The organism is Saccharothrix sp. NPDC042600 (genome assembly GCF_040647305.1).
In the GTDB taxonomy this organism is placed as follows: domain Bacteria; phylum Actinomycetota; class Actinomycetes; order Mycobacteriales; family Pseudonocardiaceae; genus Actinosynnema; species Actinosynnema mutabilis.
On record NZ_JBEZBW010000114.1, the window covers coordinates 1 to 24,139 of the forward strand.

Sequence of the window (24,139 nt, forward strand, 5' to 3'; positions counted from 1 at the left end):
TTTTTTTTGTGTTGTTTTCTCCCTTCCCCGCCGCGGGGCCCGGGGGGGGGGGGTTTTCCCCCCCCCCCGGCCGCCCTTCCACCCCCGGGGGGGGGGGGGCCCCCCCCCCGGGGGCCCCCACCCCTTCCGCGTCCGGGCCGGGGCGAATTCCGCCGACACCGGCCCCGCCTCACCTGAACGGACCACACCGACTGGGAACCTGGGGACATGCCGGTGCAAACGCCCTCGCACGCCGCCGTGACCGAGTCCGTGCGCCCGCCCGAGTTCTCCCGGGGCGAGCGGGCCCGGGTGCTGGCCATGACGGCCGCCGGGTCCGTGGTGGTCAGCTACGCCGCCGTCGCCGCGTTGCTCGCGCTGGTGTCGTCCACCGCCGCGCACGCCGAGTTCTCCACCACCGGGGTCCTGGCGGCGTCCGCGCCGGGCTGGCTGGTCGCCCACCACGTGCCGCTGCGGTTCGACGGCGGGCAGCTCGGCGTCCTGCCGTTGTTGCCGACCGTGCTGCTCATGCTGCTGGTCTCGCGCGCGGCGGCCGGCGCGGCGGACCGGCTGGGGCTGTTCGAACCGCTGCAGGCGCGCGGCGTGGTGCTGTCCATCGCGTCCGCGCACGCCGTGACCGGCGGGATGATCGCGTTCCTGATGGGCGACGAGGGCGTGGTGCGGGCGACGCCGGCCGTGGCGTTCTTCGGGTGCGCGGCGGTGTCCGGGGTCGCGGCGGTGGCCGGCGTGGCGCAGCGGTGCGGCCTGGTCGAGGTGGTGTTCGAGCGGATCGACCCGGTGGCCCGGCACGGCCTGCGCGCGGGCGCCCTGGCGTTGTTCGCGCTGACCGCGTGCGGCGCGCTGTTGTTCGCGTTCGGGCTGGTGGTGTCGTGGCCGCTGACCAGCTCGCTGTTCGACCAGACCGGCGGGACCCTGGGCACCGGCCTGGGCATCTGGCTGATGTGCCTGGCCTACCTGCCCAACGCCGTGGTCGGCGGCCTGTCGTACGTGACCGGGGCCGGGTTCTCCATCGGCGCGGCCACGGTCGGGCCGATCACGTTCACCGGCGGCCCGGTGCCCGCCGTGCCGCTGCTGGCCGCCCTGCCCGAGCAGCAGTCGCCGCTGTTGCCCCTGGTGCTGATCCTGCCCGGTGCGACCGGTGTCCTGGTCGGGTACGCCCTGCGCACCGCGGCCGGGACGCCGCGCGCGCGGGTGCGGGCCGTGCTGGTCGCGGCGGTGACGGCGGGCGTCGGGACGCTCGTGCTGGCGGCGGTCTCCGGCGGCAGCCTGGGCGACGGCGCGTTCAACCCGGTCACCATCCCGGCCGGGTTGCTGGCCGTGCTCACGATCGGGTGGATCGCGGTGCCCGGCGCGGTGGTGGCGTGGTTCGCCGGCCCCCGACCGCCGCGCGTGGTCGAGGAAGAGCCGGTCGAAGAGGAAGAGGCCTTCGAGGACGAGGACTACCTCGAAGTCGAGGAAGACGACGAAGACGAGGAAGACGACTTCGAGGACGACGAGGACGAGTTGGAGTACGAGGACGACCTCGAAGAACTCGAAGAGGAAGCCGAAGAAGAAGAGGACGAGGAAGAGGACGACGAGGAAGTCGACGAGCCCGTCGCCGAGGAAGAGGACGACGAGGAAGACCTCGAAGACGACGAGCCGGACGAGCCGGAGGACCTGGCCGACAAGCGCGACTAGGCACCGCTTAGGCTGCTCCTGAGCTGCTGTGACAGTCCCCAGCAAGGAGAGCACGCTGAGCGCCGAGACCACACTCCGGCTTCCCCACCCCGCGCGGGTCGTCGTCCTCGTCTCCGGCTCCGGCACCCTGATGCAGGCGCTGCTGGACGCCGCCGCCGACCCCGGTTACCCCGTGCGGGTCGTCGCGGTGGGCGCGGACCGGGCCCGCATCGAAGGACTGGCCCGCGCCGAACGCGCCGGCGTCCCCACCTTCAGCGTGCGCCTGAAGGACCACCCGACGCGCGACGAGTGGGACACGGCCCTCGCCGACGCCGTCGCCGCGCACGAGCCCGACCTGGTGGTCTCCGCCGGGTTCATGAAGATCCTCGGACCGGCCTTCCTGGCCCGCTTCGGCGGCCGGATGGTCAACACCCACCCCGCCCTGCTGCCCGCCTTCCCGGGCGCGCACGGCGTCCGCGACGCCCTGGACTACGGCGTCAAGGTCACCGGCGCGACCGTGCACCTGGTGGACGGCGGCGTGGACACCGGGCCGATCCTGGCCCAGGAAGCCGTCGTCGTCGGTGACGGTGACGACGTCGACAGCCTGCACGAGCGCATCAAGGTGGTGGAGCGGCGGCTGCTCGTCGACGTCGTCGCCCGCCTGGCCCGCGAGGGCTGCACCGTGAACGGACGAAAGGTGAGCATCCCGTGACCACTCCTGCCGAGAGGCGACCGGTTCGTCGGGCCCTGATCGGGGTGTCCGACAAGTCGGGGCTGCTGGAACTGGCCACCGGCCTGCACGCGGCCGGAGTCGAGATCGTCTCCACCGGCGGCACGGCCAAGACCCTGGCCGACGCGGGCGTGCCGGTCACCCCGGTGGAGAGCGTGACCGGGTTCCCCGAGGTGCTCGACGGCCGCGTGAAGACGCTGCACCCGCGCGTGCACGCCGGCCTGCTCGCCGACACCCGCAAGCCCGAGCACATCGAGAAGCTGCGCGAGCTGGACATCGCGCCGTTCGACCTGCTCGTGGTGAACCTGTACCCGTTCACCCAGACGGTGGCGTCCGGGGCCTCGCCGGAGGAGTGCGTCGAGCAGATCGACATCGGCGGCCCGGCGATGGTCCGTGCGGCGGCCAAGAACCACGCCAGCGTGGCGGTCGTCGTGGACCCGGCGCGGTACTCGTGGGTGCTGTCGCAGGTCGCCGAGGGCGGCTTCACCCTGGCCGACCGGCAGGGCCTGGCGGCGGCGGCGTTCCGGCACACCGCGTCCTACGACGTGGCCGTGGCGTCGTGGATGGGCAGCGTGCTCAGCCCCGACGACGAGGGCTCCGGCTTCCCCGGCTGGGTCGGCGCGACGTGGAACCGCAAGCAGGTGCTGCGCTACGGCGAGAACCCGCACCAGAAGGCGGCGCTCTACACGCAGGGCGACGGACGCACCGGCCTGGCCACCGCGCGGCAGTTGCACGGCAAGGAGATGTCGTACAACAACTTCGTGGACGCGGACGCGGCATGGCGCGCGGCGTGGGACCACACCCTGCCGTGCGTGGCGATCATCAAGCACGCCAACCCGTGCGGCATCGCGGTGTCCTCTGTGGACGGTCCCGGCGCCATCGCCGACGCCCACCGCAAGGCGCACGCGTGCGACCCGGTGTCGGCGTTCGGCGGCGTCATCGCGGCCAACCGCGAGGTGACGGTCGAGCTGGCCGAGCAGGTCGCGGAGATCTTCACCGAGGTGATCATCGCGCCGTCGTACGCCGACGGCGCCGTGGACGTGTTGGCGCGCAAGAAGAACGTGCGCATCCTGGTCGCGTCCGAGCCGTCGCGGGGCGGGGCGGAGATGCGCGCGGTGTCCGGCGGGTTGCTGGTGCAGACCGTGGACACCATCGAGGCCGAGGGCGACGACCCGGCCAAGTGGACCCTGGCCTGCGGCGAGCCGCTGGACGCGGCCGGCCTGGCGGACCTGGCCTTCGCCTGGCGCGCGTGCCGGGCGGTGAAGTCGAACGCGATCCTGCTGGCCTCCGGCGGCGCGACCGTCGGCGCGGGCATGGGCCAGGTCAACCGCGTGGACGCGGCCCGACTGGCGGTGGCCCGCGCCGGCGACCGGGCCCGCGGGTCGGTGGCGGCGTCGGACGCGTTCTTCCCGTTCCCGGACGGGCTGGAGGTGCTGCTGGAGGCGGGCGTGCGCGCGGTCGTCCAGCCGGGCGGTTCGGTGCGGGACGCCGAGGTGATCGCGGCGGCCGAGGCGGCGGGCGCGACGGTCTACCTGACGGGGACGCGCCACTTCGCCCACTGACCTTGGATCGAAGCCGCGCGGTCTCTTACGTTGAGACCGCGCGGCTTTCGCGTTAGGGCTTTTCGTTGCCCGGCGGCGCGAAGGCGGTCATCCTGCTCATCTCGGTCACTGGGCGGTCGCTTGCGGGCGGTGCTGCGGGAGCTTGACCGGCGGGCATGCGCGGCACTGTTGGGCTGGCTTCGTCGGCGGGGCGGTCAAGGGCCTGTTCGGCGGCTCGTGCGCTGAGCCCGCGCGGTCTCCTTCGTTGAGGCCGCGCGGCTTTCGCGTTACTTGGCGACCATCTCCTCGGCCGCCTTGCGGACCACGGCCTCGGCTTCGGCTACGGGAAATTCAGTGTCCTGAAACATTCCTTTTTGCCGACCAAAATATTCAATCGAGTAAACGACCTCGCCCTTGCGGACGACGAGGCCCACGTGGGTCTTGTCGGAGGTTGCGCTCGGCTTGATGAACATCGCCTCGTCGCCCAGGCCCTCGGTGGGCTTGGCCTGGTCGCCGGACAACTGGGTCTGGCTGCCGAAGGTGCTCCGCGCCTGCTCTTCGTTCTTGGCCTTGTCCTTGTTGAACACCCGGTAGTCGTAGACGTGGATGCTCAGCTTCCGCGGGTTCTTGCCGTCCTTGCCCTTGGCCTGCTCCCACATGCAGAGGCTGTGCTTCAAGCCGGACCGGCCGTCGTCGGGCTTGATGGCCAGGCGGAAGCTGCTGGTCTTCGCCTGCTGCTTCAGGCTGTCGCTGATGGCGCACGCCTCGGTGGGCTGCTCGCCGGGGCCGTAGCCGACGTCCTCGGTGTACTCCAGGTACATCGAGCCGACGACGCCGCCGATCGCCAGGACCACGACGCCGACGATGATGCCGACGACCAGGCCGGTCCGCTTCTTCTTCGGCGGCTGGGGGCCGTAGCCGCCGGGCGCACCGAAGCCGGGGCCGAAGCCGGGACCGGGGCCCGGGCCGGGTCCGTGGCCGGGTCCGCCCTGTGGCCACGGGCCGCCTTGTGGCTGACCGGGTCCGTAGCCGGGCTGTTGTGGCTGCTGGGGCCAGTTCTGAGGAGCGTTCACGGTTCCCCCCGTGTGTCGCGGAAGCGTCGGGCCGCAGTCTGCCAGTCACCCGGTCGTGGCCATTGACACCGGGTGGTCCGGAGGCGATAAGATCGTGCTGTCGTTCGAACAGGTGTTCGACGGACAGGTCGCCGGCTTCCCACGGCGATCCGCGCACAGGGGTGCGCGCGGATTCGTGGGAGGAGGGTTGGTGTCGTCCAGGTCGGCAACGGCGACGTTGGTCGCGCTCGGGGTAGGCGCGGCCGGCGAGTCGGCCACGGCATCGGCTCGGGCTCTGCCGGTTCGCGGGGAACTGGCGGAGATCCTCCCGTGGGGCGGCCTGCGGCGGGGCAGCACGGTGTCGGTGCGCGGGTCGACATCGTTGCTGCTCACGCTGGTGGCCGAGGCGACGGCGGAAGGGTGCTGGGCGGCGGTGGTCGGTCTGCCGCGCTGTGGTGCGCTCGCGGCGGCCGAGTTGGGGGTGGCCGTCCACCGTCTCGCGCTGGTCCCCCGTCCTGGTCGGGACCAGGGCGAGGTGGAGCGCACCGTGGCGGCGTTGCTGGACGGCTTCGACCTCGTGTCGGTGGCCGCTCCGGTGACGCCCGCGGCAGCGCGCAAGCTCTCCGCGCGGGCACGGCACCGCAAAGCCGTCCTGCTGCCGTTCGGGATCGGCTGGCCCGGTGCCGACGTGGAGCTGCGCGCCGCCTTCAGCCGGTGGACGGGCCTGGGCGAGGGCCACGGCCTGCTCACCGGCCGCACCGTGACCGTCCGCGCGTCCGGCCGGGGGGCTGCCGCGCGCGAGCGGACCGCGGTGCTGTCCCTGCCAGGCGTTCCCGCGCGGGGAGGGGCGTCCCTGCCCGCTCCCGACCCCGCGCGGGAACAGTCCTGGCGACCGACCGCGACCGGCGAGCGCGTGCTGCAGCCGGTCCCCGCGGAAGCGGGGTGACCGCGGTGCTGCGCCGTCTCCTGGCCGCCCTGTCCCGCTCCGCGCCCGGACTCGCGCCGTGGCGGACCGGCGGGTGGACCCGTTTCGGAGGTGTGCCCCGATGACCGGCTACACGCTCGCCGTCTGGTGCCCGGACTGGCCGGTCGTCGCCGCCTCCGCCGAAGCCGCCCTGCCGCCGCACGTGCCCGCCGCCGTCGTCCGCGCCAACGAGGTCGTCGCCTGCTCCGCCGTCGCCCGCGGGGAGGGCATCCGGCGTGGCCAGCGCAAGCGCACCGCCCAGAGCCAGTGCCCCGAACTGGTGATCTTCGAGCACGACGAGGTCCGCGACGCCCGGTTGTTCGAACCGGTCGCCGCCGCCGTCGAGGAGCTGGCGCCGGGCATCGAGGTGGTCCGCCCCGGGCTCGTCACGGTCGCCGCGCGCGGCCCCGTCGGCTACTGGGGTTCACCCGAACGGGCGGCGGAGCGGATCGTGGACCACGTCGCCGTGCACGCCGGCGTCGAGGCGCAGGTGGGGTTCGCCGACGGCCTGTTCGCCGCGACCCTCGCCGCGCAGCGCGGTCTGGTCGTGCCGCCCGGCGGCGCGCGCGAGTTCCTCGCCCCGCTGGGCGTCCACGAGCTGGACCCGCCCGCCGAGCACCGCCCGGACCGCGCCGACCTGGTGGACCTGTTGCGCCGCTTGGGACTGCGCACGCTCGGGGCGTTCGCGGCGGTCCCGGAGCGGGACGTCGCGAGCCGGTTCGGCCGGGACGCCGTGCTGGCCCACCGCCTCGCCGGCGGCCTGGAGGAACGCCCGCGCGTGCGGCGCCGGCCGCCACCGGAGCTGTCCGTCACGCAGGACCTCGACCCGCCCGTGGACCGGGTCGACGCCGCCGCGTTCGCCGCGAAGGCCCTGGCCGAACGCCTGCACCGGGTGCTCGCCGACCGGGGCCTGGCGTGCACGCGGCTGGGCATCCGGGCCACCACCGAGACCGGCGAGCAGCTGCGCCGCGTGTGGCGGTGCGCGGACCCCCTGACGCCGCAGGGCATCGCGGACCGGGTGCGCTGGCAGCTCGACGGCTGGCTGACCCGCGAACGCCTCACCTCCGGCCTGCACCTGCTCCAGCTCGACCCGGAGGAGGTCGTCGACGCCGCCGCGCTCCAGCTCGGCCTGTGGCCGGGCGCGGGCCAGGACCAGGGCGAGGCCGCCGAACGCGCCGCCCGCGCGATGGTGCACGTCCAGGGCCTGCTCGGGCCGGACGCCGTGGTCACGCCGGTGTTGCAGGGCGGTCGGGGACCGGTCGACCGGGTGCGCCTGGTGCCGTGGGGCGACGAACGCGTGCCCACGACCGACCCGGACCCGCCGTGGCCGGGCCGGCTGCCCGCGCCGTCGCCGGCGACGGTGTACGCGTCCCCCGAGCCGGTGGTGCTGGTGGACGAGGCGGGCGGCGACGTCGTCGTCACCGGGTACGCGGAACTGGTCGGCCGACCCGCCCGGATGGTCCACAGCGGACAGAGCAGGCGGGTCGTGGCGTGGTCCGGGCCGTGGCCGGTGGACGAGCGGTGGTGGGACGAGGACACCGCCGTGCGGGCGGCGCGCCTGCAGGTCCTGGGCGCCGCGCCGGACGGGGAAGAGATGGCCTACCTGCTGATCCGCGCGGGTGGGAAGTGGGCGGTGGAAGGGGTGTACGACTGATGTCCGCGGACTTCTTCGAGACCGGTGACTGGCTGGACGGCTACGAACCCGGCGCGGGCGGCCTGGGCGCGGCCTTCGGGAGCACACCCGACGCCGCCGTCGAGCCCGCGTACCCCGCGCGCTTCGGCTGGACCCCGCCGCTGGTCCCCCTGCCCCGCCGGGCCCCCGACGAGCTGTTCTGACGTGGGCTTCACCAACCCGCCGGTCCGCTGGTCGGAGCTGGAACGCGCGCTGTCCGGCAAGCCGCAGCCGCCCGACGGCGGCGACAGCCCGGCCTGGACCCGCCACCGCGAGCGGTACGAGGCGCCGGCGGAGTTCGCGGTCAAGGTGGACGAGCTGGGCGCGACGCGCACCCGCGTCCCGTACGTCGAGCTGCACTGCCACTCCAACTTCAGCTTCCTCGACGGCGCGAGCCACCCCGAGGAGCTGGTCGAGGCGGCGCAGCAGCTCGGCCTGGACGGCGTCGCGATCACCGACCACGACGGCATGTACGGCGTGGTCCGGTTCGCCGAGGCCGCGAAGGAGCTGGGTGTGCGCACGGTGTTCGGCACCGAGCTGAGCCTGGGCCTGTCCGCGCCGCGGAACGGGTTCGCCGACCCCGCGGGCGAGCACCTGTTGTTGCTGGCCACGAACCCGGACGGCTACCACGCGCTGTGCCGGACGATCACCACCGGCCAGCTCGCGGCGGGCAGCGAGAAGGGCCGGCCGGTGTACGAGCTGGAGCAGGTCGTCGCGGACACGCGGGACGAGTGCGTCGTGCTCACCGGGTGCCGGAAGGGTGCGGTGCGGCGGGCGTTGGCGTCCGGAGGGCCGGAGGCGGCGTTCGCGGCGTTGCGGCGGCTGGTCGCCCTGTACGGGGCGGACCGCGTGTACGTCGAGCTGACCGACCACGGCTACCCGGAGGACGGTCCGCGCAACGACCTGCTCTGGGGCATGGCGGCGGAGCTGGGGCTGCCGACCGTGGCGACGAACGCCGTGCACTACGCCGTGCCGTCGCGCGGTCGGCTGGCGGCGGCGATGGCGGCCGTGCGGGCGCGGCGCAGCCTGGACGAGATGATCGGGTGGCTGCCGCCGGGGCGCACCGCGTGCCTGCGGTCGGGGGAGGAGATGGCGCGGCGGTTCGCCCGGTTCCCCGGCGCGGTGCACCGCGCGGCGGTGCTCGGCCTCCAGTGCCAGTTCGACCTGAAGCTGATCGCGCCCGAGCTGCCGCCGTTCGACGTGCCCGAAGGCGAGGACGAGAACAGCCACCTGCGCAAGCTCACCTACGCCGGCGCCCGTCGGCGGTACGGCTCGCCCGAGGAGAACCCCAAGGCGTACCGGCAGATCGAGCACGAGCTGCGGATCATCGCCGACCTCGGGTTCCCGGGGTACTTCCTGGTGGTGCACGACATCGTGGACTTCTGCCGGCGCAACGACATCCTGTGCCAGGGCCGGGGGTCGGCCGCGAACTCGGCCGTGTGCTTCGCGCTGGGCATCACCAACGTCGACGCCGTCCGGTTCGACCTGCTCTTCGAACGCTTCCTCGCGCCCGTGCGCGACGGGCCGCCGGACATCGACCTGGACATCGAGTCCGACTGGCGCGAGGAGGCCATCCAGTACGTCTACGGCAAGTACGGGCGGCGGCACGCGGCGCAGGTCGCGAACGTCATCACCTACCGCGCGCGGTCGGCGATCCGGGACGTGGCGCGGGCGTTGGGCCACTCGGTGGGGCAGCAGGACGCGTGGAGCAAGCAGATCGACCGCTGGGGGCCGCTGCGGTCCACCCTGGACGCTGCCGAGATCCCGCGCCCGGTGCTGGAACTGGCCGCGCAGCTGGAGAACTCGCCGCGGCACCTCGGCATCCACTCCGGCGGCATGGTCATCTGCGACCGGCCGGTGAGCGAGGTGTGCCCGGTGGAGAACGGGCGCATGAAGGACCGGACCGTGCTGCAGTGGGACAAGGACGACTGCGCGTCCATCGGCCTGGTCAAGTTCGACCTCCTCGGGCTGGGGATGCTCTCGGCGCTGCACTACGCGATCGACCTGGTGCGCGAGCACGAGGGCGTCGAGGTGGACATGGGTCGCATCGACCTGAACGACCAGCGCGTGTACGAGATGCTGCAACGGGCCGACTCCGTGGGTGTCTTCCAGGTGGAGAGCCGGGCGCAGATGGCGACCCTGCCCCGGCTGAAGCCGCGCGAGTTCTACGACCTGGTCGTGGAGGTGGCCCTGATCCGGCCGGGCCCGATCCAGGGCGGTTCGGTGCACCCGTACATCCGCCGCCGCAACGGCCAGGAGCGGTGGACCCACGACCACCCGCTCCTGGCGGGCGCGCTGGAGAAGACCCTTGGCGTGCCGCTGTTCCAGGAGCAGTTGATGCAGATCGCCGTGGACGTGGCCGACTTCACGCCCGCGGAGGCCGACGAGCTGCGGCGGGCGATGGGCGCGAAGAGGTCAACCCACCGCATGGAACGCCTGCGCGACCGCTTCTTCCGGGGCGCGCTGGCCAACGGGGTGGACGAGGAGTTGGCGGAGCGGATCTACGCGAAGTTGACGGCGTTCGCGAACTTCGGCTTCCCCGAGAGCCACGCGCTGAGCTTCGCGCACCTGGTGTTCGTGAGCGCGTGGTTCAAGCTGTACCACCCGGCGGCGTTCTGCGCGGCGCTGCTGCGGGCCCAGCCGATGGGCTTCTACTCACCCCAGTCCCTGGTCGCCGACGCCCGCCGGCACGGCGTGCGGGTGCTGGGCCCGGACGTCAACCGCAGCCTGCCGCACGCCACCGTCGAGCGCGTGGACGGCGAACCCGCGGTCCGCATCGGCCTGGCCGGCATCCGCAACATCGGCCAACGCCTGGCGGAAACCCTTGTCGCGGAACGCGCTTCGGGTCCTTACCGGGACATGGCCGACCTGGGCTCCCGGGTCCGCCTGACCACCAGGCAGGCGGAATCCCTGGCCACCGCGGGCGCTTTCACCGGCTTCGCCCTGGACCGCCGCCAGGCCCTGTGGGCGGCGGGCGCGGTGGCGGGCATCCGCCCCGACCGCCTGCCCGACACGACCGTCGGCACCACCGCCCCCACCCTGCCCGGCATGGACGGCGTCGAACTGGCGGCGGCCGACGTGTGGGCGATGAGCCTGTCCCCGGACACCTTCCCCACGGAGTTCGTCCGCGACCGCCTGGACGCGTTGGGCGCCCTCCGGGTCGCGGCCCTGTCGACGGTGCCGGACCGCGCGGTGGTCCTGATCGGCGGAGCCGTGACCCACCGCCAACGCCCGGCGACCGCGGGCGGCGTGACGTTCCTGAACATCGAGGACGAGACGGGCATGGTCAACGTCGTCTGCACCACCGGCCTCTGGACCCGTTACCGCAAGGTGGCCCGCACGAGCCCGGCCCTGCTGGTCCGCGGGGTGCTGGAGAAGGCGGAGGGCGTGATCAGCCTGAGAGCGCAACGCCTGACCCGCCTGGACCTGAGGATCCCGACCCGCTCCCGAGACTTCCAGTAGAAGCCACCCCCGCCGCGCCGCTGGTTGCTGTGTGTGCGGTCGGGGGAGCGCCGGCGGCATCCCGGCCAGGTGCGTCCCGAGCGCAAAGAGCGGTCATGAACGGCTGTACGTCGCGAACGTCACCCCGGTCGCGAAAACCCTGCTCTCCACCTTCGCGAACCTGTGCGCGGGGAACTCCCCGTCGAACAACGGCACGCCCCTCCCCAGGACGATCGGGTGGATCTTCAGGATCAGCCTGTCGATCTCCGGCGCCAGCGCCGCCGCCAGCTTGCCGCCGCCGCACAGCCAGATGTCCAAACCGGACTCCGCCTTCAACTCCCGCACGGCCGACAAGGGGTCCGCCACCACCGTCACGTCCGCGGGCGTGCCGGTCAACGTGCTCGACACGACGTACTGCCGCAAGTGCGCATAAGGGCTCGGCAACCCGCCGGGCACCTCGTACGTCGCCCGCCCCATCACCACCGTGTCGAACGTCCGGTTCGGCTTCTCGTCCAGGCCCAACGCCTGCCGCGCCACGGTCGGCAGGGCGTCCGGGTACTCCTCGAACAACGCCGTCATGTGGTCGCCCTCGAACAGGAAATCGTCGTACGTCCCGTCCGGCGCGGCGATGAAGCCGTCCAGGGACATGGCGACCATGTAGGTCAGGTTTCGCAAGATCTCTCCCCAAGCTCCGGTAACAACGATGACTGTAGTACTTTGACTGTAGTGGTTGTCAACCCCCTAGTGTGGAACCCGTGCGGCGGTGTGGCGGCGAGCAGGCGGTTGGAGCACCGCCCCTCAGGGGCAACCCCTGGGAGCACGACTCGAAGCACCCACTGCGCCCAAGGCAGTACGGCACGCTCCGCGTGCTTCGCTGCCCGACGTGGCGGAGAAAGCGTCGCGTCACGCCGCCGCACACCCGGGCGCACGCATGACCGACGCCGAAGTCCTCGCCGCCGCCGCACTCGACGGCCCCTGGGACCGCGGCGGCCTCGCCGAACGCCTCGCGGACGTGCTCGGGCCCGTCCCGGCGGAAGACCTCGCCGTCCGGCTGCTCGACCTGAGCCCGACCGTCCCCCACGGCGGCACCCCGTCCCTGGCCCGGCTGATCCGGGACCTCAAGCCGCCCCGACCGGAACCCCGGTGGCGGGGCGACGTCCCGCGCTGGGCCACCTCGGGCGACCTGGCCCGAGCGCTCGACCTCGACACCGGTGAACTGGCCTGGTTCGCCGACACCCGCGCCTGGAACCGCCGGGCGCGGGAACCCCTGCGCCACTACCGCTCCTGGTGGCAGGGCCGGCGCCTGATCGAGTCCCCCAAGGCCCGCCTGGCCGAACTCCAGCGCCGCCTCACCCGCCACCTGCTCGACCGGCTCGACGTCCACGACGCCGCCCACGGCTTCCGGCGCGGCCGGTCGACCGGCACGTTCGCCGCGCCGCACGCGGGCAAACCCCTGGTCGTGCGGGTGGACCTCGAAGGCTTCTTCACCTCGGTCACCGGCACCCGCGTCCGCGGCCTGCTGGAGTCCCACGGCTACCCGCCCGCGGTGGCCGCCGCGATCACCGGCCTGCTCACCACCCGCACCCCGCCGGACACCGCGCTCCAGGCCGACTGGCCGCTGCGCCGCCGCCTCGCCGCCCCGCACCTCCCGCAGGGCGCGCCCAGCTCACCGGCCACCGCGAACGTGATCGCCCGCAACCTCGACCGCCGCCTCACGGGCCTCGCCCGCAGCCTGAACGCCACCTACACGCGTTACGCCGACGACCTCGCGTTCTCCGGCCCGGCGGACCTGCCCCTGCACCGCCTGTTGCCCGGCGTGCGGAAAGCCGTCCACAGCGAGGGTTTCCGCGTCAACCCGGACAAGACCCGCATCACCGCTCAGCACCAACGGCAACGGCTCGCCGGCCTGGTCGTCAACCACGCGCCGGCGGCGTCCCGCGCCGAGTACGACGACCTGAGAGCCGTCCTGCACAACTGCGCCCGGCACGGCCTGGAGTCGCAGAACCGCCACGGCCACCCGGACTTCCGGGCGCACCTGCGCGGCCGGGTGGAGTGGGTGTCCGCCGGACGCCCCGCCCGCGCCGCCAAGCTGACGGCGCTCCTGGACGCGATCAGCGGCTGAACGGACCGCCGATGATGGTCATCGCCACCACGATCACCGAGAACCCGAACGCCGAGTAGAGCAGCGCGTCCACGCTCCGGCTGCGGATCGCGATGAGGCCGGCCTGCTCGTCGGTCACCAGCACCCGCAGCAGCGCCGCGAGCAGCAGCGCGACGCCGATCAGCACCGCGCCCTGCCGCCAGTGGTACTGCACGACCCGCACGATGCCCAGCACGACCACCGCGACCACCAGCGCGAACGGCAGGTGCTGCCCCGCCGCGGACCGCCAGCGCTGCTCCGGCATCAGCTCCACCGCCCTCAGCCCTCCACCGAGCCGGAACCCGAACCCGAGTCGGCGGCCGCCACGCCGCGCTCGGCGGCCTCGACGGTGTTGGTCAGCAGCATCGCGATGGTCATCGGCCCGGCCCCGCCGGGGATGGGCGCGAGGAACCCCGCCACCTCCGCCACGTCCGGGTGGACGTCGCCGACCAGCCCGGCGTCGGTGCGGGTGATGCCGACGTCCACCACGGCCGCGCCCGGCTTCACCATGTCCGCGGTGATCAGGCCGGGGCTGCCCGCGCCCGCGACCACGATGTCCGCGCGCCGCACCTCGGCGGCCAGGTCCTTGGTGCCGGTGTGGCACAGGGTGACGGTCGCGTTCTCGCTGCGCCGGGTCAGCAGCAGCCCGATGGGCCGCCCGACCGTGACACCGCGCCCGACCACGGTCACGTTCGCGCCCGCGATCGGCACGTCGTAGCGGCGCAGCAGCTCCACTACACCGCGCGGGGTGGCGGGCAGCGGGGCCTCGTCGCCCAGGACGAGCTTGCCCAGGTTGACCGGGTGCAGGCCGTCGCCGTCCTTGGCCGGGTCGATGCGCTCCAGGATCGCGTTGGCGTCCAGGTGCTTGGGCAGCGGGAGCTGCACGATGTAAGCGGTGCACGCGGGGTCGGCGTTCAGCTCGTCGATGACGGCTTCCAGCTGCTCCTGCGTGGTGTCGGCGGGCAGGTCGCGGCGGATCGACGTGATGCCGACCTTCGCGCACGCGGCGTGCTTGCCCTTCACGTACGAGTGGGAGCCGGGGTCGTCGCCGACCAGGACGGTGGCCAGGCCCGGCGTCACCCCCCGCTCGACCAGCGTCGCGACCCGCGCCCGCAGGTCGTCGAAGATCGCGTCCCGGGTGGCCCTGCCGTTGAGGATCGTCGCCGTCACGCGCCCCATCTTCGCATCACCGGCGGCTCGGCAGCGCGGCGACCGCCACCGCCGCCAAGGTCAACACCGTGCCCACGACGGTGAGGACCGACAGCCGCGAACCCGCCGCCGGGACGACCGCGTCGACCGCCACCGCGCCCACCAACTGGCCCGCGACCTGCGTCAACCCGACCAGCAGCACGCCGGTGTAGCGGACGGCGAGCACCGCCGACCCGATCGTGCAGACGCCCAGCGCGCCACCGGCGTAGAACCACGGCTCGCTCGGCGCGGCGGTCGGGAACCCGCGCACCGCCACGTCCACCGCGCACACCACGAGCAGCACGGCGGTGCCGGTGGCGAAGTTGACCAGGGTCGTCACGCGGGTGCTGCCCGCGGCCTCGCGGACCAGCCCGTTGACCGCCTGTTGCCAGCCCAACCCCAGCCCCGCCAACGCGGGCAGCACCGCGAGCCACAGCGCGGCCGGCGAGCCGAAGTCGTCCGCCACCGCCACGGCCACCGCGGGCACCGCCAGCACCGCGCCCACCACGCGCGGCACGGTCAACGGCTGCCGCGTCGGCCCGAGCCCGGCCCGGTCCACGACCAGGCTGCCGACCACCTGCGCCGCCACGACCGCGACGGTGAACGCGGCGACGCCCAGCGCGGCGACCGTCAGGCCCTGCGCGGACACGAAGAACGCCCCGCACGCGCCGCCGACGCACTGCCACCACCGGATCCGCCCGCCGCGCAGGGCGTCACCCAGCCGCCGCAACCCCTTCCGCCCGCTCTCGGCCGGCAGCACGACCAGCAGCAACAGCGCCAACCCGCCGCCGAAGGACACCAGCGCGGCCAGGAACCCGTCCCGGAACACGTGCCCCAGCTCGCCGTTCAACCGGCCCTGCACCGCCAGGAACACGCCGCCGACGAACGCGACCCCCGTCCCGACGACCTTCTGCCGCGGCTCAACCAACGGGGGCGCTCTCCGGCTTCGGCGCCCGCACCCGGCTCGCCAGCACGACCCCGAGCACCGCGGCCGCCGCGCTCGCCCCGGCCGCCGCGGCCGGTCCGACGAGGTCCAGCAGCCACCCGGCCACCGGCAGGAACGCCGCCTGCCCCGCCGTGGTGAACGCCCCCAGCCAGCCGAACGCCTCGGCCTTGCGCCCCTCCGGCGCGATCTCGCTGATCCGCGTGTTGTTGGCGGCGATCGCGGGCGCGATGGCCATCCCGCCCACCCCGAGCACCAGCCCGATCAGCCACACCGACGACGGCTGCACGACCGGCGGCAGCACCGGCACCAGCGCCACCACGCCCAACGCCAGCAGCACCATCCGCCGGGTGAACCGCGGCTCCCCGTGCAGCCCGCCCGCGACCAGCCCGCCGACGACCGACCCGACGCCCCACACCGCCGTCAGCACACCGGCCAGGCCCGGCGACCCGAGGTCCCGCGCCCACGCGATGATCACCAGGTCGATGGTGAGCAGCGACGCCACGATGCACAACCCGGTGGACAAGGCGAACACCATCGGGGGATCGGCCAGCAGCGTCCGCCCGGAGTGCTTCGCCCCGCTCGGCACCGGCTCGTCCATCCCGGCCCGCCGCAGCGCCGCCCGGAACCCGAACGCGCCCAGCACGGCCAGCGCACCGCACATCCACAGCGCCGCGTAGGGGTTGAAGAACGCCACCACCATCGCCGTCAACGCCGGCCCGATGACGTAGATCAGCTCCTGCATGGACGCCTCGACGGTGAACACCGCGGTGCCCGCCGACCCGGTGGCCATGCGCGGGTAAGTGGCCCGGCTGATCGGCGTGACCGGCGGCATCATCACCCCGGCGACCGCCGCCACCAGCACCGACAGCGGCCACCACGAGGGCGGCAGCACCAGCGGGACGACGCCCGCGACCAGGATCGCCACCCCGTAGCCCAGCGCCGTGACCAGCAGCAACCGGCTCGCCGGGCTCCGGTCGGCGGCCCGGCCGCGCAACGGGCTCGCCACCCCCAGCCCGACCGCGAACGCGCCGCCCACCAGACCCGCCGCCGTGTACGAGCCGGTCCACCCCGCGATCATGAACGACGACGCCAGCGGGGTCCCCGGCATGTGGATGCGGCCCAGCAGCGACCACATGAGCAACGCGGGCAGTCCTGGTACGGACGCGAGTTCGCGGTAGGGCCGGAGCACGACCCCCACTCTGCACCCCACCCCCGACAAAACCGGCCCGAATATCGACGGGAACCCGGAGGCCTCGGCTAGCGTCAGCACCTCCTGGAGGCACAAGCGAGGGGATAGCTGTGACCGATCCCACGGGACGCCGGGCCGAGCTGGAGGCGCGCAACGCCGCCATGCGCGAGCACGTCGACAGCCTCCTGACGGAGCTGCGCGCCAAGACCGCGCAACTGCACGAGACCGCCGCGCGGGCCCAGGCGGTCAGCGCCACGGCGGTGTCCCAGGACGGCAGCGTCCGCGCCTCGGTGGACTCCACCGGCGCGTTGACCTCGCTGGAGTTCTCGCCCAACGCGTTCGAGCGCACCACGCCGGAGAAGCTCGCCAGGCTCACCACGGAGACCGTGCTGCGGGCCGTCGCCCAGGCGCGCGCCGAGGTCACCGAGGTCCTCGCCCCGGCCCAGGAGGGCGCGAGCGTGGACCTGTCGGAGTTCCTGCCCGGCGTGCCGTCGCTGGCCGACCTGATCCCGCGGCCGCCCTCGGTGCCGACCGCGACGCCGCCGCGCCGGGCCCCCGCTCCGACCGATGACGACGACGGCGACACCATCATGGACAGGAGTGGCTGGTGAACGGCGGCTTCCAGGTAGACGTGGCCGGCATGCGGCGCGGTGCCGCGCGGTTCAGCGCGGCCGGTGACTCCCTGACCGGGGTCTTCGAGGCGTTGAACGGCGCGTTGCAGGCCGAGGGCCAGTGCTGGGGCGGTGACGAGTCGGGGCAGGCGTTCGCGCAGCAGTACGTGCCGAACTCCACGGCGACCCTGGACGCCTTCAAGAACCTGGCCAAGGCGTTGCAGGACATCCGGACCGGGGTCGACGAGTCGGCCGCCGCGTACGAGGGGTCCGACCAGGGCAATGCGACCGGGATCTCCCGGACCTACTGACGTTTTCGGCTGAGGGGCGCGAGCGGTGGGCATCGAGATCCCGAGCGAGGTCACGTGGCTGTTCCCGATCGTGGTCGGGCAGAGCTGGCCGGAGGGCGACGAGACGGCGCTGCGGCGCATGGCCGACGCCTACCGGACCGCCGCGCAGGGCGTGAAGTCCGTGATCGACGAGGCCAACGGCGCCGCCTCCACGGTGACCGCCAGCCAGACCGGCGAGGCGGTGCGGCGGTTCGAGGAGTACTGGGGCAAGTTCGCCGGCGGTGACGACTCGTACCTGCCGAAGCTGCAGGAGGTGTGCGAGCAGCTCGCGGAGAGCTGCGACAACTCGGCCCTGGAGGTCGAGTACACCAAGTTGTCGATCATCGCGTCGTTGATCGCGCTGGCGATCGAGATCGCGGCGCTGATCGCGGCGGCGTTCGGGACGTTCGGCGCTTCGACCGCCGGCATCCCCATCGCGCAGCAGGCGACGCGGTTGATCGTGCAGTTCACGTTCCGGCAGCTGGTGATGGCGATCCTGCGCGAGGTGGCCATCTCGGTCGGGATCGACGTGGTCATCCAGGGCATCCAGGTGGCGCGCGGCGACCGCTCCCAGTGGGACTGGGGCAAGACCGGTGAGGCGGCCGTTTCCGGGGCCGTGTCGGGTGTCGTCGGCGGGCTGTCCGGTGGGCTGAAGTTCGAGGGCGGTGGCCTGGCCGGGCAGGTGGCCGTCGGCGCGACGCGGGGTGCGGTCGAGGGCGCCGCGTCGACTGTCGGCACGGCCGCGGTGATGGGTCAGGACATCAGCGCGCGGGACGTGCTGTTGGGCGCGACGTCCGGTGCGGTCTCCGGTGGCATCGGGGGCGCGAAGGACGGCCTGACCGTGGAGCCGCCGAGGGTGACCGCAGGAGACCCGGTCTCGCGCCCGCCGGACATCGGCCCGTCCCCCGCCCCCACCGCGCCCACCGCCGCTGCTCCCGGCGGCCCTTCCGTCCGCCGGGACGGCCTGAACCCGGTGGGCCGGGACACCACGACGACGTCCGCGGTCTCCGCTCCGCCCGCCCCGACCCCTTCCGTCGCCGCCCCGCCGCCGTCGGTCGGTGGTGACGCTTCGCCGCCGCCTGCCGGTTCGGGCGGGCGGGCAACCGTTCCGACGGCACCGGTTTCCAGCGGGACGTCCTCCATCACCGGCCGCCTGGGCGCACCGAGCGCCGCGCCCAGCACGCCGGCGGGCGGCCCTGCTCCGGTCGGTCGGACGCCCACCGCGTTCAGCGGGACCCCGGTCCCGGGTGGTGCTTCGCCCGGGGTGCCGCACTCGCCGACTCCGGGGGTCGGGACTCCCGGCGGTCCGGGGATTGGCGGGGGTCGGCCGGGTGCGCCGCTGTCCGGGCCGATGCCGACGTTCGGGGGGACGACCCCCGGCGCTCCGGCTTCCCCGGGATCCACGCCAGGCACCCCAACCACCGGCACCCCAACCACCGGCACCCCACCACTGTCCGGCACCACTCCCGGCAACCCGCCACTCGCCGGCACCACTCCGGGCGGACCGCCGCCTGCCGGCACGACTCCGGGCACCCCGCCGCCTGTGGGCGCGACCCCGGGCGGGTCCGCGACGCCCGGCGGCACGCACGCCACGCCGCCGATCGTGGGCGGCATGATGGCCGGCACTCCGATGTCCGGCAGCCCGACCGCGACCGGCGGCCCGACTCCGACCGGCGGCCCGACTCCGACCGGCGGGCCGACTCCGACCGGCGGGCCGACTCCGACCGGCGGGCCGACTGCTACCGGCGGCCCGACTCCCGGGACCGCGCCGGTCGCCGGTGGGCAGGTTCCGGGCGGCCACTCCGGGGCGAGTGCTGCCGCTCCGGGCGGTGTCTCGCCGACTCCCGGTGGTCCCGTCGGCCAAGCGCACTCCGGGCAGGGTGGTGCGCCGATGGGGGCCGGCGGGGTCGCGCCTCCTCCGATGGGTGCTGCCGGTGGTCCTGCCGCCGGTGGTGGCGGTGGTGGGCGTGGGCCTTCCGCTCCCGTGGGTGGTGGGCTCTTCAGCGACCCGAACCCGGGTGGTCGGGACCAGGGCAACCGTCCCCACGACGCCACGGGCGCCAGCTCGGTCACCGGGATCCCGTCCCAGCCCTACGCGGACGCGCCGCACATCCCGCACCAGAACTCCCCGGTCATGCCCGAACAGCGCGGCCCGGCCACGCACCAACCGGGCACGCCCCCGCCCGCCGGTTTCGGCCCCCAGCCCGGCCAACCGGGCGGCTTCGGCCCCCAGCCGGGCGGCTTCGGCCCCACCGGCCACCAGCCCGCACCCACCCCGACACCGGCACCCGCCCCGCGCACCGAGTCGACGCCACCCGCCCCGCGCACCGAAACCCCGGCCGCCCGCGGCACGGAAGCCCCGGCCGCCCGAGGCACCCAGAACCCGACCCCCGGCAACAACACCACGCCGACCCCCGACACCACCCCGACCCCGGAACCGACCGCAGGCCCCACCCCGGACACGCCGGCCGACGCCACGCCGACCGACGCCACGCCGGACACCCCCGCCGACCCCACCCCCGACACCACCGGCGAGCCGGGCGACGAGCACACCCCGGCCGACAGCCACGAGTGGCCCGAGGACACCCAGCCCACCCCACCCCCGGCCACCGACCCCTTCCCCCACAAGGGCGTCTGGGGCAACCCCGCCGGCGTGGTCCCGGGCTTCTCCCACGACGGCCCCTACCACTCCTTCCACGACAGCACCGGCCCCACGGACCGCGAAGTCGGCACCTACGACCAGCGCGCCGCCGCCATCGTCGAACCGACCTACCAGCCCTACGGCCCCCACGGCAGCTACGAGCCGTTCATCCAGGCCCACTCCAAGCCCGACGGCTCGATCGACTGGCCCCCGAACCAGGGCGCGGACGGCCCGCGCGTCGTGGTCGAACTGCCCGCCGGCACGGTCCTCGACCGGTTCGGCAGCCCCCAGGGCGACTTCCTCTCACCGCTCGACACCGACGGCAACGCGTACGGCTTCGGCGAGCGCGCGATCCTCCCGGACAGCCTCGGCAAGGGCTACCACGTCTACGTCCTCGACGCCCCGCTCACCGTCGAACTCGCCCCGGTCGCCCCGGCCTTCGACCAACCCGGCGGCGCGCGCCAACTCCAACCCGTCGCGCACCCCGACCTGGTCGACCCGAACACCGGCCAGATGAGCGTCCAGCGCCTGATCGACCTGGGCCTGATGCGCGAGGTGGACGTCCCGCCGGCCGACGGCAAGGTGCTGCCGCCCGACTTCGGCACCTTCGACGAGAACGGCGACGTCCGCACCCCCGACCCGGTCACCGTGGACGAGGCCCGCAACGGCGCGTTCGACGACTACGCCCCGCACGAGCCCGCCCGCGACATCGGCCCGGTCGCCCACCAGGGCCCGATCCCGCTCGGCGAGGTCTCCCAGCGCGTCGACCAGGCGATCCGCAACAGCCGGGTCACCGACGCCGGCGTCGCGCTGCACACCGAACCGCACCTCAACGACCTGGCCGGCCGCATCCCGCCCACCGACGGCCACGCCGTCCTGGACATCCACACCGACGGCGACGGCGTCCGCATCGGCGACCGGCACTACACCCGCGCCGAGCTGACCGAGCTGATCACCAACCACCCGGACCTCGCCAACCGGCCGCTGGTGTTCGTCGGCTGCGACGCGGCGGCGGGCGGGGAGAACAGCCTCGCCGCGCACGTCGCCCGCGAGACCGGCCAACCCGTGATCGCGCCGGACCGCCTCGCCTGGTCCGACCAGCACGGCAACCTCTACTCCAGCTCCCCGACCGAGTCCGGCGGCCCGCGGATCCCACCGGACGGCGGCTGGCACCGGTTCGAGCCCGACGGCACGAGCACCCCGGTCGGCGAGAACGGGATGCCGCCCGGCCACGAGCCCAAGGGCGACCTCGCCACCGGGGAGCACCGCGGCCGGCTCGACATCGAGCCCCAGGTCCAAACGCCCTGGCAGGAACCGCAAACGACGCACCGGCAGACCGTCCAGACCACCGAGTCGCTGTTCCGCCAGGGCGACCTGCCGCGCGACACCCGCATCGAGGTGCGGAACCCGAACGGCGAGGTCCGCACGGTCGTCCACGTGGACGCCGACGGCAACGTCTTCGTCGACGCCATCGCCCCCAACACCCGGCACGGCGACAACCCGGAGGTCCTGCACCCCGCGCCGAACGCCCACTACCGCGTCGAGACCGGCCACCGGCACGACGTGTTCGTGGCCAACCCGGACGGCACCCGCCAGACCACCACCGACACCATCAAGATCGGCGGCCAGGACGTCCAGGTCCAGCGCACGGTCCTGATCGACCCGCCGCCGCCCGCCGCGAACGGCCGCGTCACCATCGACCGCGACCACCCGATGGCCCCCAAGCCGGGCGAGGCGTTCACCGCGCGCACGGACCTCCCGCCGGACACCCGGATGGACGTCTACGACACCGAGGGCAACCACCGCGGCACCGTCCAGACCGACGGCGACGGCCGTCCGAAGTGGATCGCCGCGCCGGACTTCCTCGGCGACACCCGCAACCCCGAGGTCACGAACCCGATCCCGGGCGCGAACTACAACGTCGACCGCGGCCCGCTGCACCAGGAGTTCACCACCGACGCGAACGGCCACCCGCAGAACGCCGTCGACCGCGTCGAACCGACCACCACGAACCAGAGGTCCGTCGACGACCTCAAGCAGGGCCAGCCGTTCAGCCGGCCCGGCCAGGTGCACGACCCCAACACCGAGTACGTCGTCACCGACGAGCACGGCCAGCGCCGCGGCCGGTTCCTCACCGACGAGACCGGGCACGTGGTGTTCGAGGAGACCCACTCCGGCCAGCGCAGCCGGGTCAACACCGAGATCACCCAGGCCCCGGCGCACGCCCAGGTCACCTCGGACGGCTTCTACGGCCTCGGCCGCGCCGAACAGCCGACGCAGACCTGGCCCTCGCCCGCCAACGAGGTCGAGCTCACCCTGGAACGGACCAAAGTGGACGGTGAGTACGTCTACTCCGTGAAGGTCACCGGCGACACCTCGTCCTGGACGCCGCAGCAGCACGCGGCGGTCACCCGGCCGTTCGGCAACAGCGACCCGTTCTCCGCCCGCGCGGACCTCCCGCCGGGCACCCGGTTCGTGCTGGACGACCACAAGAACCAGGGCTACGGCACGTTCCAGACCGGCGACAACGGGTCGGTGGGCTTCGCGCACACGTTCCGCCCGTTCAGCCCGGACCTGAACCTGCCGCTGCCCAACGCGGTCCTGGTCGCCGACAACGACATGTGGCGGGGCCGCACCAACCGCGACGGTGAGACGGTCGCCACCACCGGCCGGCCCGACCTGTCCTCCGGCGGCGCGATCCGCCGGGACGGGGCCGCGCAGGTCGAGGTGGGCACGCACGGCGAGGTCGACGGCAGCGGCAAGAAGCTGTCCGACGGCGGCCACCACCAGGGCAACGAGCTGGGCTTCCCGGGCGAGGCGGCCAACCAGTCCAGCCAGCAGCGCGACCAGAACCAGGGCAACGGCCGGCCCGCGTTCGCCACCGACGAGACGTGGCACCGGATGGAGCGGGACCGGTCGAAGTTCATGAAGGCCGGCGGTACGGTCGAGATCATCGACACCTTCGCCCTGCGCGACCCGCTGACCCGGCACCCGCACACGTACCAGACCCGCTGGCGCGTGACCCGCGAGGACGGCACGACCGAGATCTACGTCAGGAGCTACCCCAATGAGCACAACGCAGCCCTCTGGCCAGTCGGCTTCTGAGCGGCACGACGAGCTGCTCCAGGTCATCGGCGGCCTGCTGCTGGACGCCGCTCCGGACGGGTTCCGCCGCGTCGACCTGCTGGTGCGGATGACGGTGGCCGTGCAGGACCTCGCGCTGACCGTGTACATGCCGGACGGCTCGACGCCCGAGGTGCTGCCGCCCGAGGGCCTGGCGGAGGCGTTCGCGCAGATGCGCCAGGCGAACTACCAGCCGGGGCGGGGCGCGTGGTTCTCGTGCCGGTGCGTGGTGAACGCGCCGCTGCGCATCGATATCACTTACAACTTCGACCACGACCCGCGGTTCGACCCGCCGGTGCCCGCCGCGGACTTCGCCCGCGACCTGGCGGCGTTCCCCCGGGACGAGGGGTTCGTGCCGGACTGGCTGCGGGACAAGCTCGCCGAAGCCGCGACCGAGGAGCAGAACGCATGACCGCGCCGCAGTTGGACACCGGGGACCAGAACGCGATCCTCGGCTCCCTGACCACGCTGCTGGTGCAGCGGCTGCGCGGCGACTGGGAGCAGCTGTTCGTCGACTTCCGGATGGTCGGCCGGTACCTGGAGGCCGAGGCGTCCGGCCTGACCATGTACGGGTCCTCGTTCCAGTGGCGGCTGCCGGACGAGGCGCTGCCGTTCTTCGTGCAGCTGCGCGAGGGGATGGCGCGGCCGGGCGGCGGCACGTGGCTGTCGATGAAGTTCCACCTGGTGCACCCGGACACGTACTCGGCGGAGTTCAACCGCGACACCGACCCTGACTGGGCCTCGCCGCCGGACGCCGAGCACTACGCGCGCGAACTGGAACTGCACCCGCGGGACGCGGTCCCGGCCTGGCTGGCGCAGAAGGCCGGCCTCCCCGAGCCGCCGCCGACCCCGCCCGCCGCCGCCGAGCCGCCCGCCGCCACCGAGCCGCCCGCCGCCACCGAGTCGGCCCCAGAGAACT

Annotated in this window: 18 protein-coding genes and 1 pseudogene; 13 read left to right on the forward strand and 6 right to left on the reverse strand. The window is 73.8% G+C overall.

All coding sequences use genetic code 11. The annotated features are described in order from the left end of the window. Nucleotides 1-207: 207 nt before the first annotated feature. From AB0A74_RS37160 to purH, 3 genes are read left to right on the forward strand one after another with little or no spacing between them, the layout of a single operon-like run. Nucleotides 208-1,674: a DUF6350 family protein gene (locus tag AB0A74_RS37160; protein WP_358257083.1), complete on the forward strand. Its 1,467-nt coding sequence runs from the start codon at nt 208-210 to the stop codon at nt 1,672-1,674. 28 nt (nt 1,675-1,702) lie between these two features. Then, complete coding sequence (purN, locus tag AB0A74_RS37165) at nt 1,703-2,365, forward strand: phosphoribosylglycinamide formyltransferase (protein WP_358257084.1); 663 nt, start codon at nt 1,703-1,705, stop codon at nt 2,363-2,365. Beyond that, on the forward strand, nt 2,362-3,945 hold the full coding sequence (gene purH, locus AB0A74_RS37170; protein WP_358257086.1) for a bifunctional phosphoribosylaminoimidazolecarboxamide formyltransferase/IMP cyclohydrolase: 1,584 nt from the start codon (nt 2,362-2,364) through the stop codon (nt 3,943-3,945). The genes purN and purH overlap by 4 nt, the downstream gene beginning before the upstream one ends. 266 nt (nt 3,946-4,211) lie before the next feature. Here purH and AB0A74_RS37175 read toward each other — a convergent pair whose 3' ends face one another. Continuing rightward, nucleotides 4,212-4,997 (reverse strand): hypothetical protein, encoded by a 786-nt coding sequence (locus AB0A74_RS37175; RefSeq protein ID WP_358257087.1) that lies wholly within the window; start codon nt 4,995-4,997, stop codon nt 4,212-4,214. Nucleotides 4,998-5,187: 190 nt separating this feature from the next. Here AB0A74_RS37175 and AB0A74_RS37180 point away from each other — a divergent pair, with 190 nt between their 5' ends. The 4 genes from AB0A74_RS37180 to AB0A74_RS37195 all read left to right on the forward strand — a co-directional run bounded on the left by AB0A74_RS37180 (nt 5,188) and on the right by AB0A74_RS37195 (nt 11,074). Beyond that, the gene (locus tag AB0A74_RS37180; RefSeq protein ID WP_358257088.1) at nt 5,188-5,922 is read left to right on the forward strand and encodes a hypothetical protein; all 735 of its coding nucleotides are present in this window, start codon (nt 5,188-5,190) and stop codon (nt 5,920-5,922) included. A 100-nt stretch (nt 5,923-6,022) separates the two neighbouring features. Beyond that, complete coding sequence (locus tag AB0A74_RS37185) at nt 6,023-7,594, forward strand: DNA polymerase Y family protein (RefSeq protein ID WP_358257089.1); 1,572 nt, start codon at nt 6,023-6,025, stop codon at nt 7,592-7,594. Further along, on the forward strand, nt 7,594-7,776 hold the full coding sequence (locus tag AB0A74_RS37190) for a hypothetical protein (RefSeq protein ID WP_358257091.1): 183 nt from the start codon (nt 7,594-7,596) through the stop codon (nt 7,774-7,776). The genes AB0A74_RS37185 and AB0A74_RS37190 overlap by 1 nt, the downstream gene beginning before the upstream one ends. Before the next feature lies 1 nt (nt 7,777). Continuing rightward, nucleotides 7,778-11,074, forward strand: coding sequence for an error-prone DNA polymerase (locus tag AB0A74_RS37195; protein ID WP_358257093.1), 3,297 nt, complete (start codon nt 7,778-7,780; stop codon nt 11,072-11,074). Between the two features lie 93 nt (nt 11,075-11,167). Here AB0A74_RS37195 and AB0A74_RS37200 read toward each other — a convergent pair whose 3' ends face one another. Beyond that, nucleotides 11,168-11,728, reverse strand: coding sequence for a dihydrofolate reductase family protein (locus tag AB0A74_RS37200; RefSeq protein ID WP_358257095.1), 561 nt, complete (start codon nt 11,726-11,728; stop codon nt 11,168-11,170). A 256-nt stretch (nt 11,729-11,984) separates the two neighbouring features. On the opposite strand from AB0A74_RS37200, the gene AB0A74_RS37205 reads away from it, so the two are divergent. Further along, complete coding sequence (locus AB0A74_RS37205; protein WP_358257096.1) at nt 11,985-13,175, forward strand: reverse transcriptase family protein; 1,191 nt, start codon at nt 11,985-11,987, stop codon at nt 13,173-13,175. On the opposite strand, the gene AB0A74_RS37210 is transcribed toward AB0A74_RS37205, so the two are convergent. Genes AB0A74_RS37210 through AB0A74_RS37225 form a run of 4 tightly spaced genes read right to left on the reverse strand, consistent with a single transcriptional unit; the run spans nt 13,165 to nt 16,525 of the window. Beyond that, complete coding sequence (locus AB0A74_RS37210) at nt 13,165-13,458, reverse strand: DUF3017 domain-containing protein (RefSeq protein ID WP_358257111.1); 294 nt, start codon at nt 13,456-13,458, stop codon at nt 13,165-13,167. The genes AB0A74_RS37205 and AB0A74_RS37210 overlap by 11 nt on opposite strands. A gap of 14 nt (nt 13,459-13,472) precedes the next feature. Beyond that, a complete protein-coding gene (locus tag AB0A74_RS37215; RefSeq protein WP_358257098.1) occupies nt 13,473-14,363 on the reverse strand; it encodes a bifunctional methylenetetrahydrofolate dehydrogenase/methenyltetrahydrofolate cyclohydrolase in 891 nt (296 codons plus the stop codon). A gap of 16 nt (nt 14,364-14,379) precedes the next feature. Next, nucleotides 14,380-15,309 carry a DMT family transporter gene (locus AB0A74_RS37220; protein WP_358257100.1) on the reverse strand — a complete coding sequence of 310 codons (930 nt, stop codon included), beginning with the start codon at nt 15,307-15,309 and terminating at the stop codon, nt 14,380-14,382. Beyond that, nucleotides 15,302-16,525, reverse strand: coding sequence for an MFS transporter (locus AB0A74_RS37225; protein ID WP_358257101.1), 1,224 nt, complete (start codon nt 16,523-16,525; stop codon nt 15,302-15,304). Before AB0A74_RS37225 ends, AB0A74_RS37220 begins: the two co-directional genes overlap by 8 nt. 101 nt (nt 16,526-16,626) lie before the next feature. On the opposite strand from AB0A74_RS37225, the gene AB0A74_RS37230 reads away from it, so the two are divergent. The 5 genes and pseudogenes from AB0A74_RS37230 to AB0A74_RS37250 all read left to right on the forward strand — a co-directional run. Further along, nucleotides 16,627-17,127, forward strand: a complete 501-nt coding sequence (locus tag AB0A74_RS37230; protein ID WP_358257103.1) for a YbaB/EbfC family nucleoid-associated protein — start codon at nt 16,627-16,629, stop codon at nt 17,125-17,127. Continuing rightward, complete coding sequence (locus AB0A74_RS37235; protein ID WP_358257105.1) at nt 17,124-17,438, forward strand: WXG100 family type VII secretion target; 315 nt, start codon at nt 17,124-17,126, stop codon at nt 17,436-17,438. Before AB0A74_RS37230 ends, AB0A74_RS37235 begins: the two co-directional genes overlap by 4 nt. A 25-nt stretch (nt 17,439-17,463) precedes the next feature. Beyond that, nucleotides 17,464-23,202: a glycohydrolase toxin TNT-related protein gene (locus AB0A74_RS37240; protein WP_358257107.1), complete on the forward strand. Its 5,739-nt coding sequence runs from the start codon at nt 17,464-17,466 to the stop codon at nt 23,200-23,202. Further along, on the forward strand, nt 23,165-23,632 hold the full coding sequence (locus AB0A74_RS37245) for a hypothetical protein (protein ID WP_358257109.1): 468 nt from the start codon (nt 23,165-23,167) through the stop codon (nt 23,630-23,632). The genes AB0A74_RS37240 and AB0A74_RS37245 overlap by 38 nt, the downstream gene beginning before the upstream one ends. Further along, nucleotides 23,629-24,139 (forward strand): annotated as a pseudogene (locus tag AB0A74_RS37250) (hypothetical protein); the annotation flags it as partial. The gene AB0A74_RS37245 and the pseudogene AB0A74_RS37250, both read left to right, overlap by 4 nt.

Coding starts and splice junctions, on each gene's coding strand:
- AB0A74_RS37160 (WP_358257083.1), top strand. CDS start 208: ATGCCGGTGCAAACGCCCTCGCACGCCGCCGTGACCGAGTCCGTGCGC.
- AB0A74_RS37185 (WP_358257089.1), top strand. CDS start 6,023: ATGACCGGCTACACGCTCGCCGTCTGGTGCCCGGACTGGCCGGTCGTC.
- AB0A74_RS37190 (WP_358257091.1), top strand. CDS start 7,594: ATGTCCGCGGACTTCTTCGAGACCGGTGACTGGCTGGACGGCTACGAA.
- AB0A74_RS37205 (WP_358257096.1), top strand. CDS start 11,985: ATGACCGACGCCGAAGTCCTCGCCGCCGCCGCACTCGACGGCCCCTGG.
- AB0A74_RS37210 (WP_358257111.1), bottom strand. CDS start 13,458: ATGCCGGAGCAGCGCTGGCGGTCCGCGGCGGGGCAGCACCTGCCGTTC.
- AB0A74_RS37245 (WP_358257109.1), top strand. CDS start 23,165: ATGAGCACAACGCAGCCCTCTGGCCAGTCGGCTTCTGAGCGGCACGAC.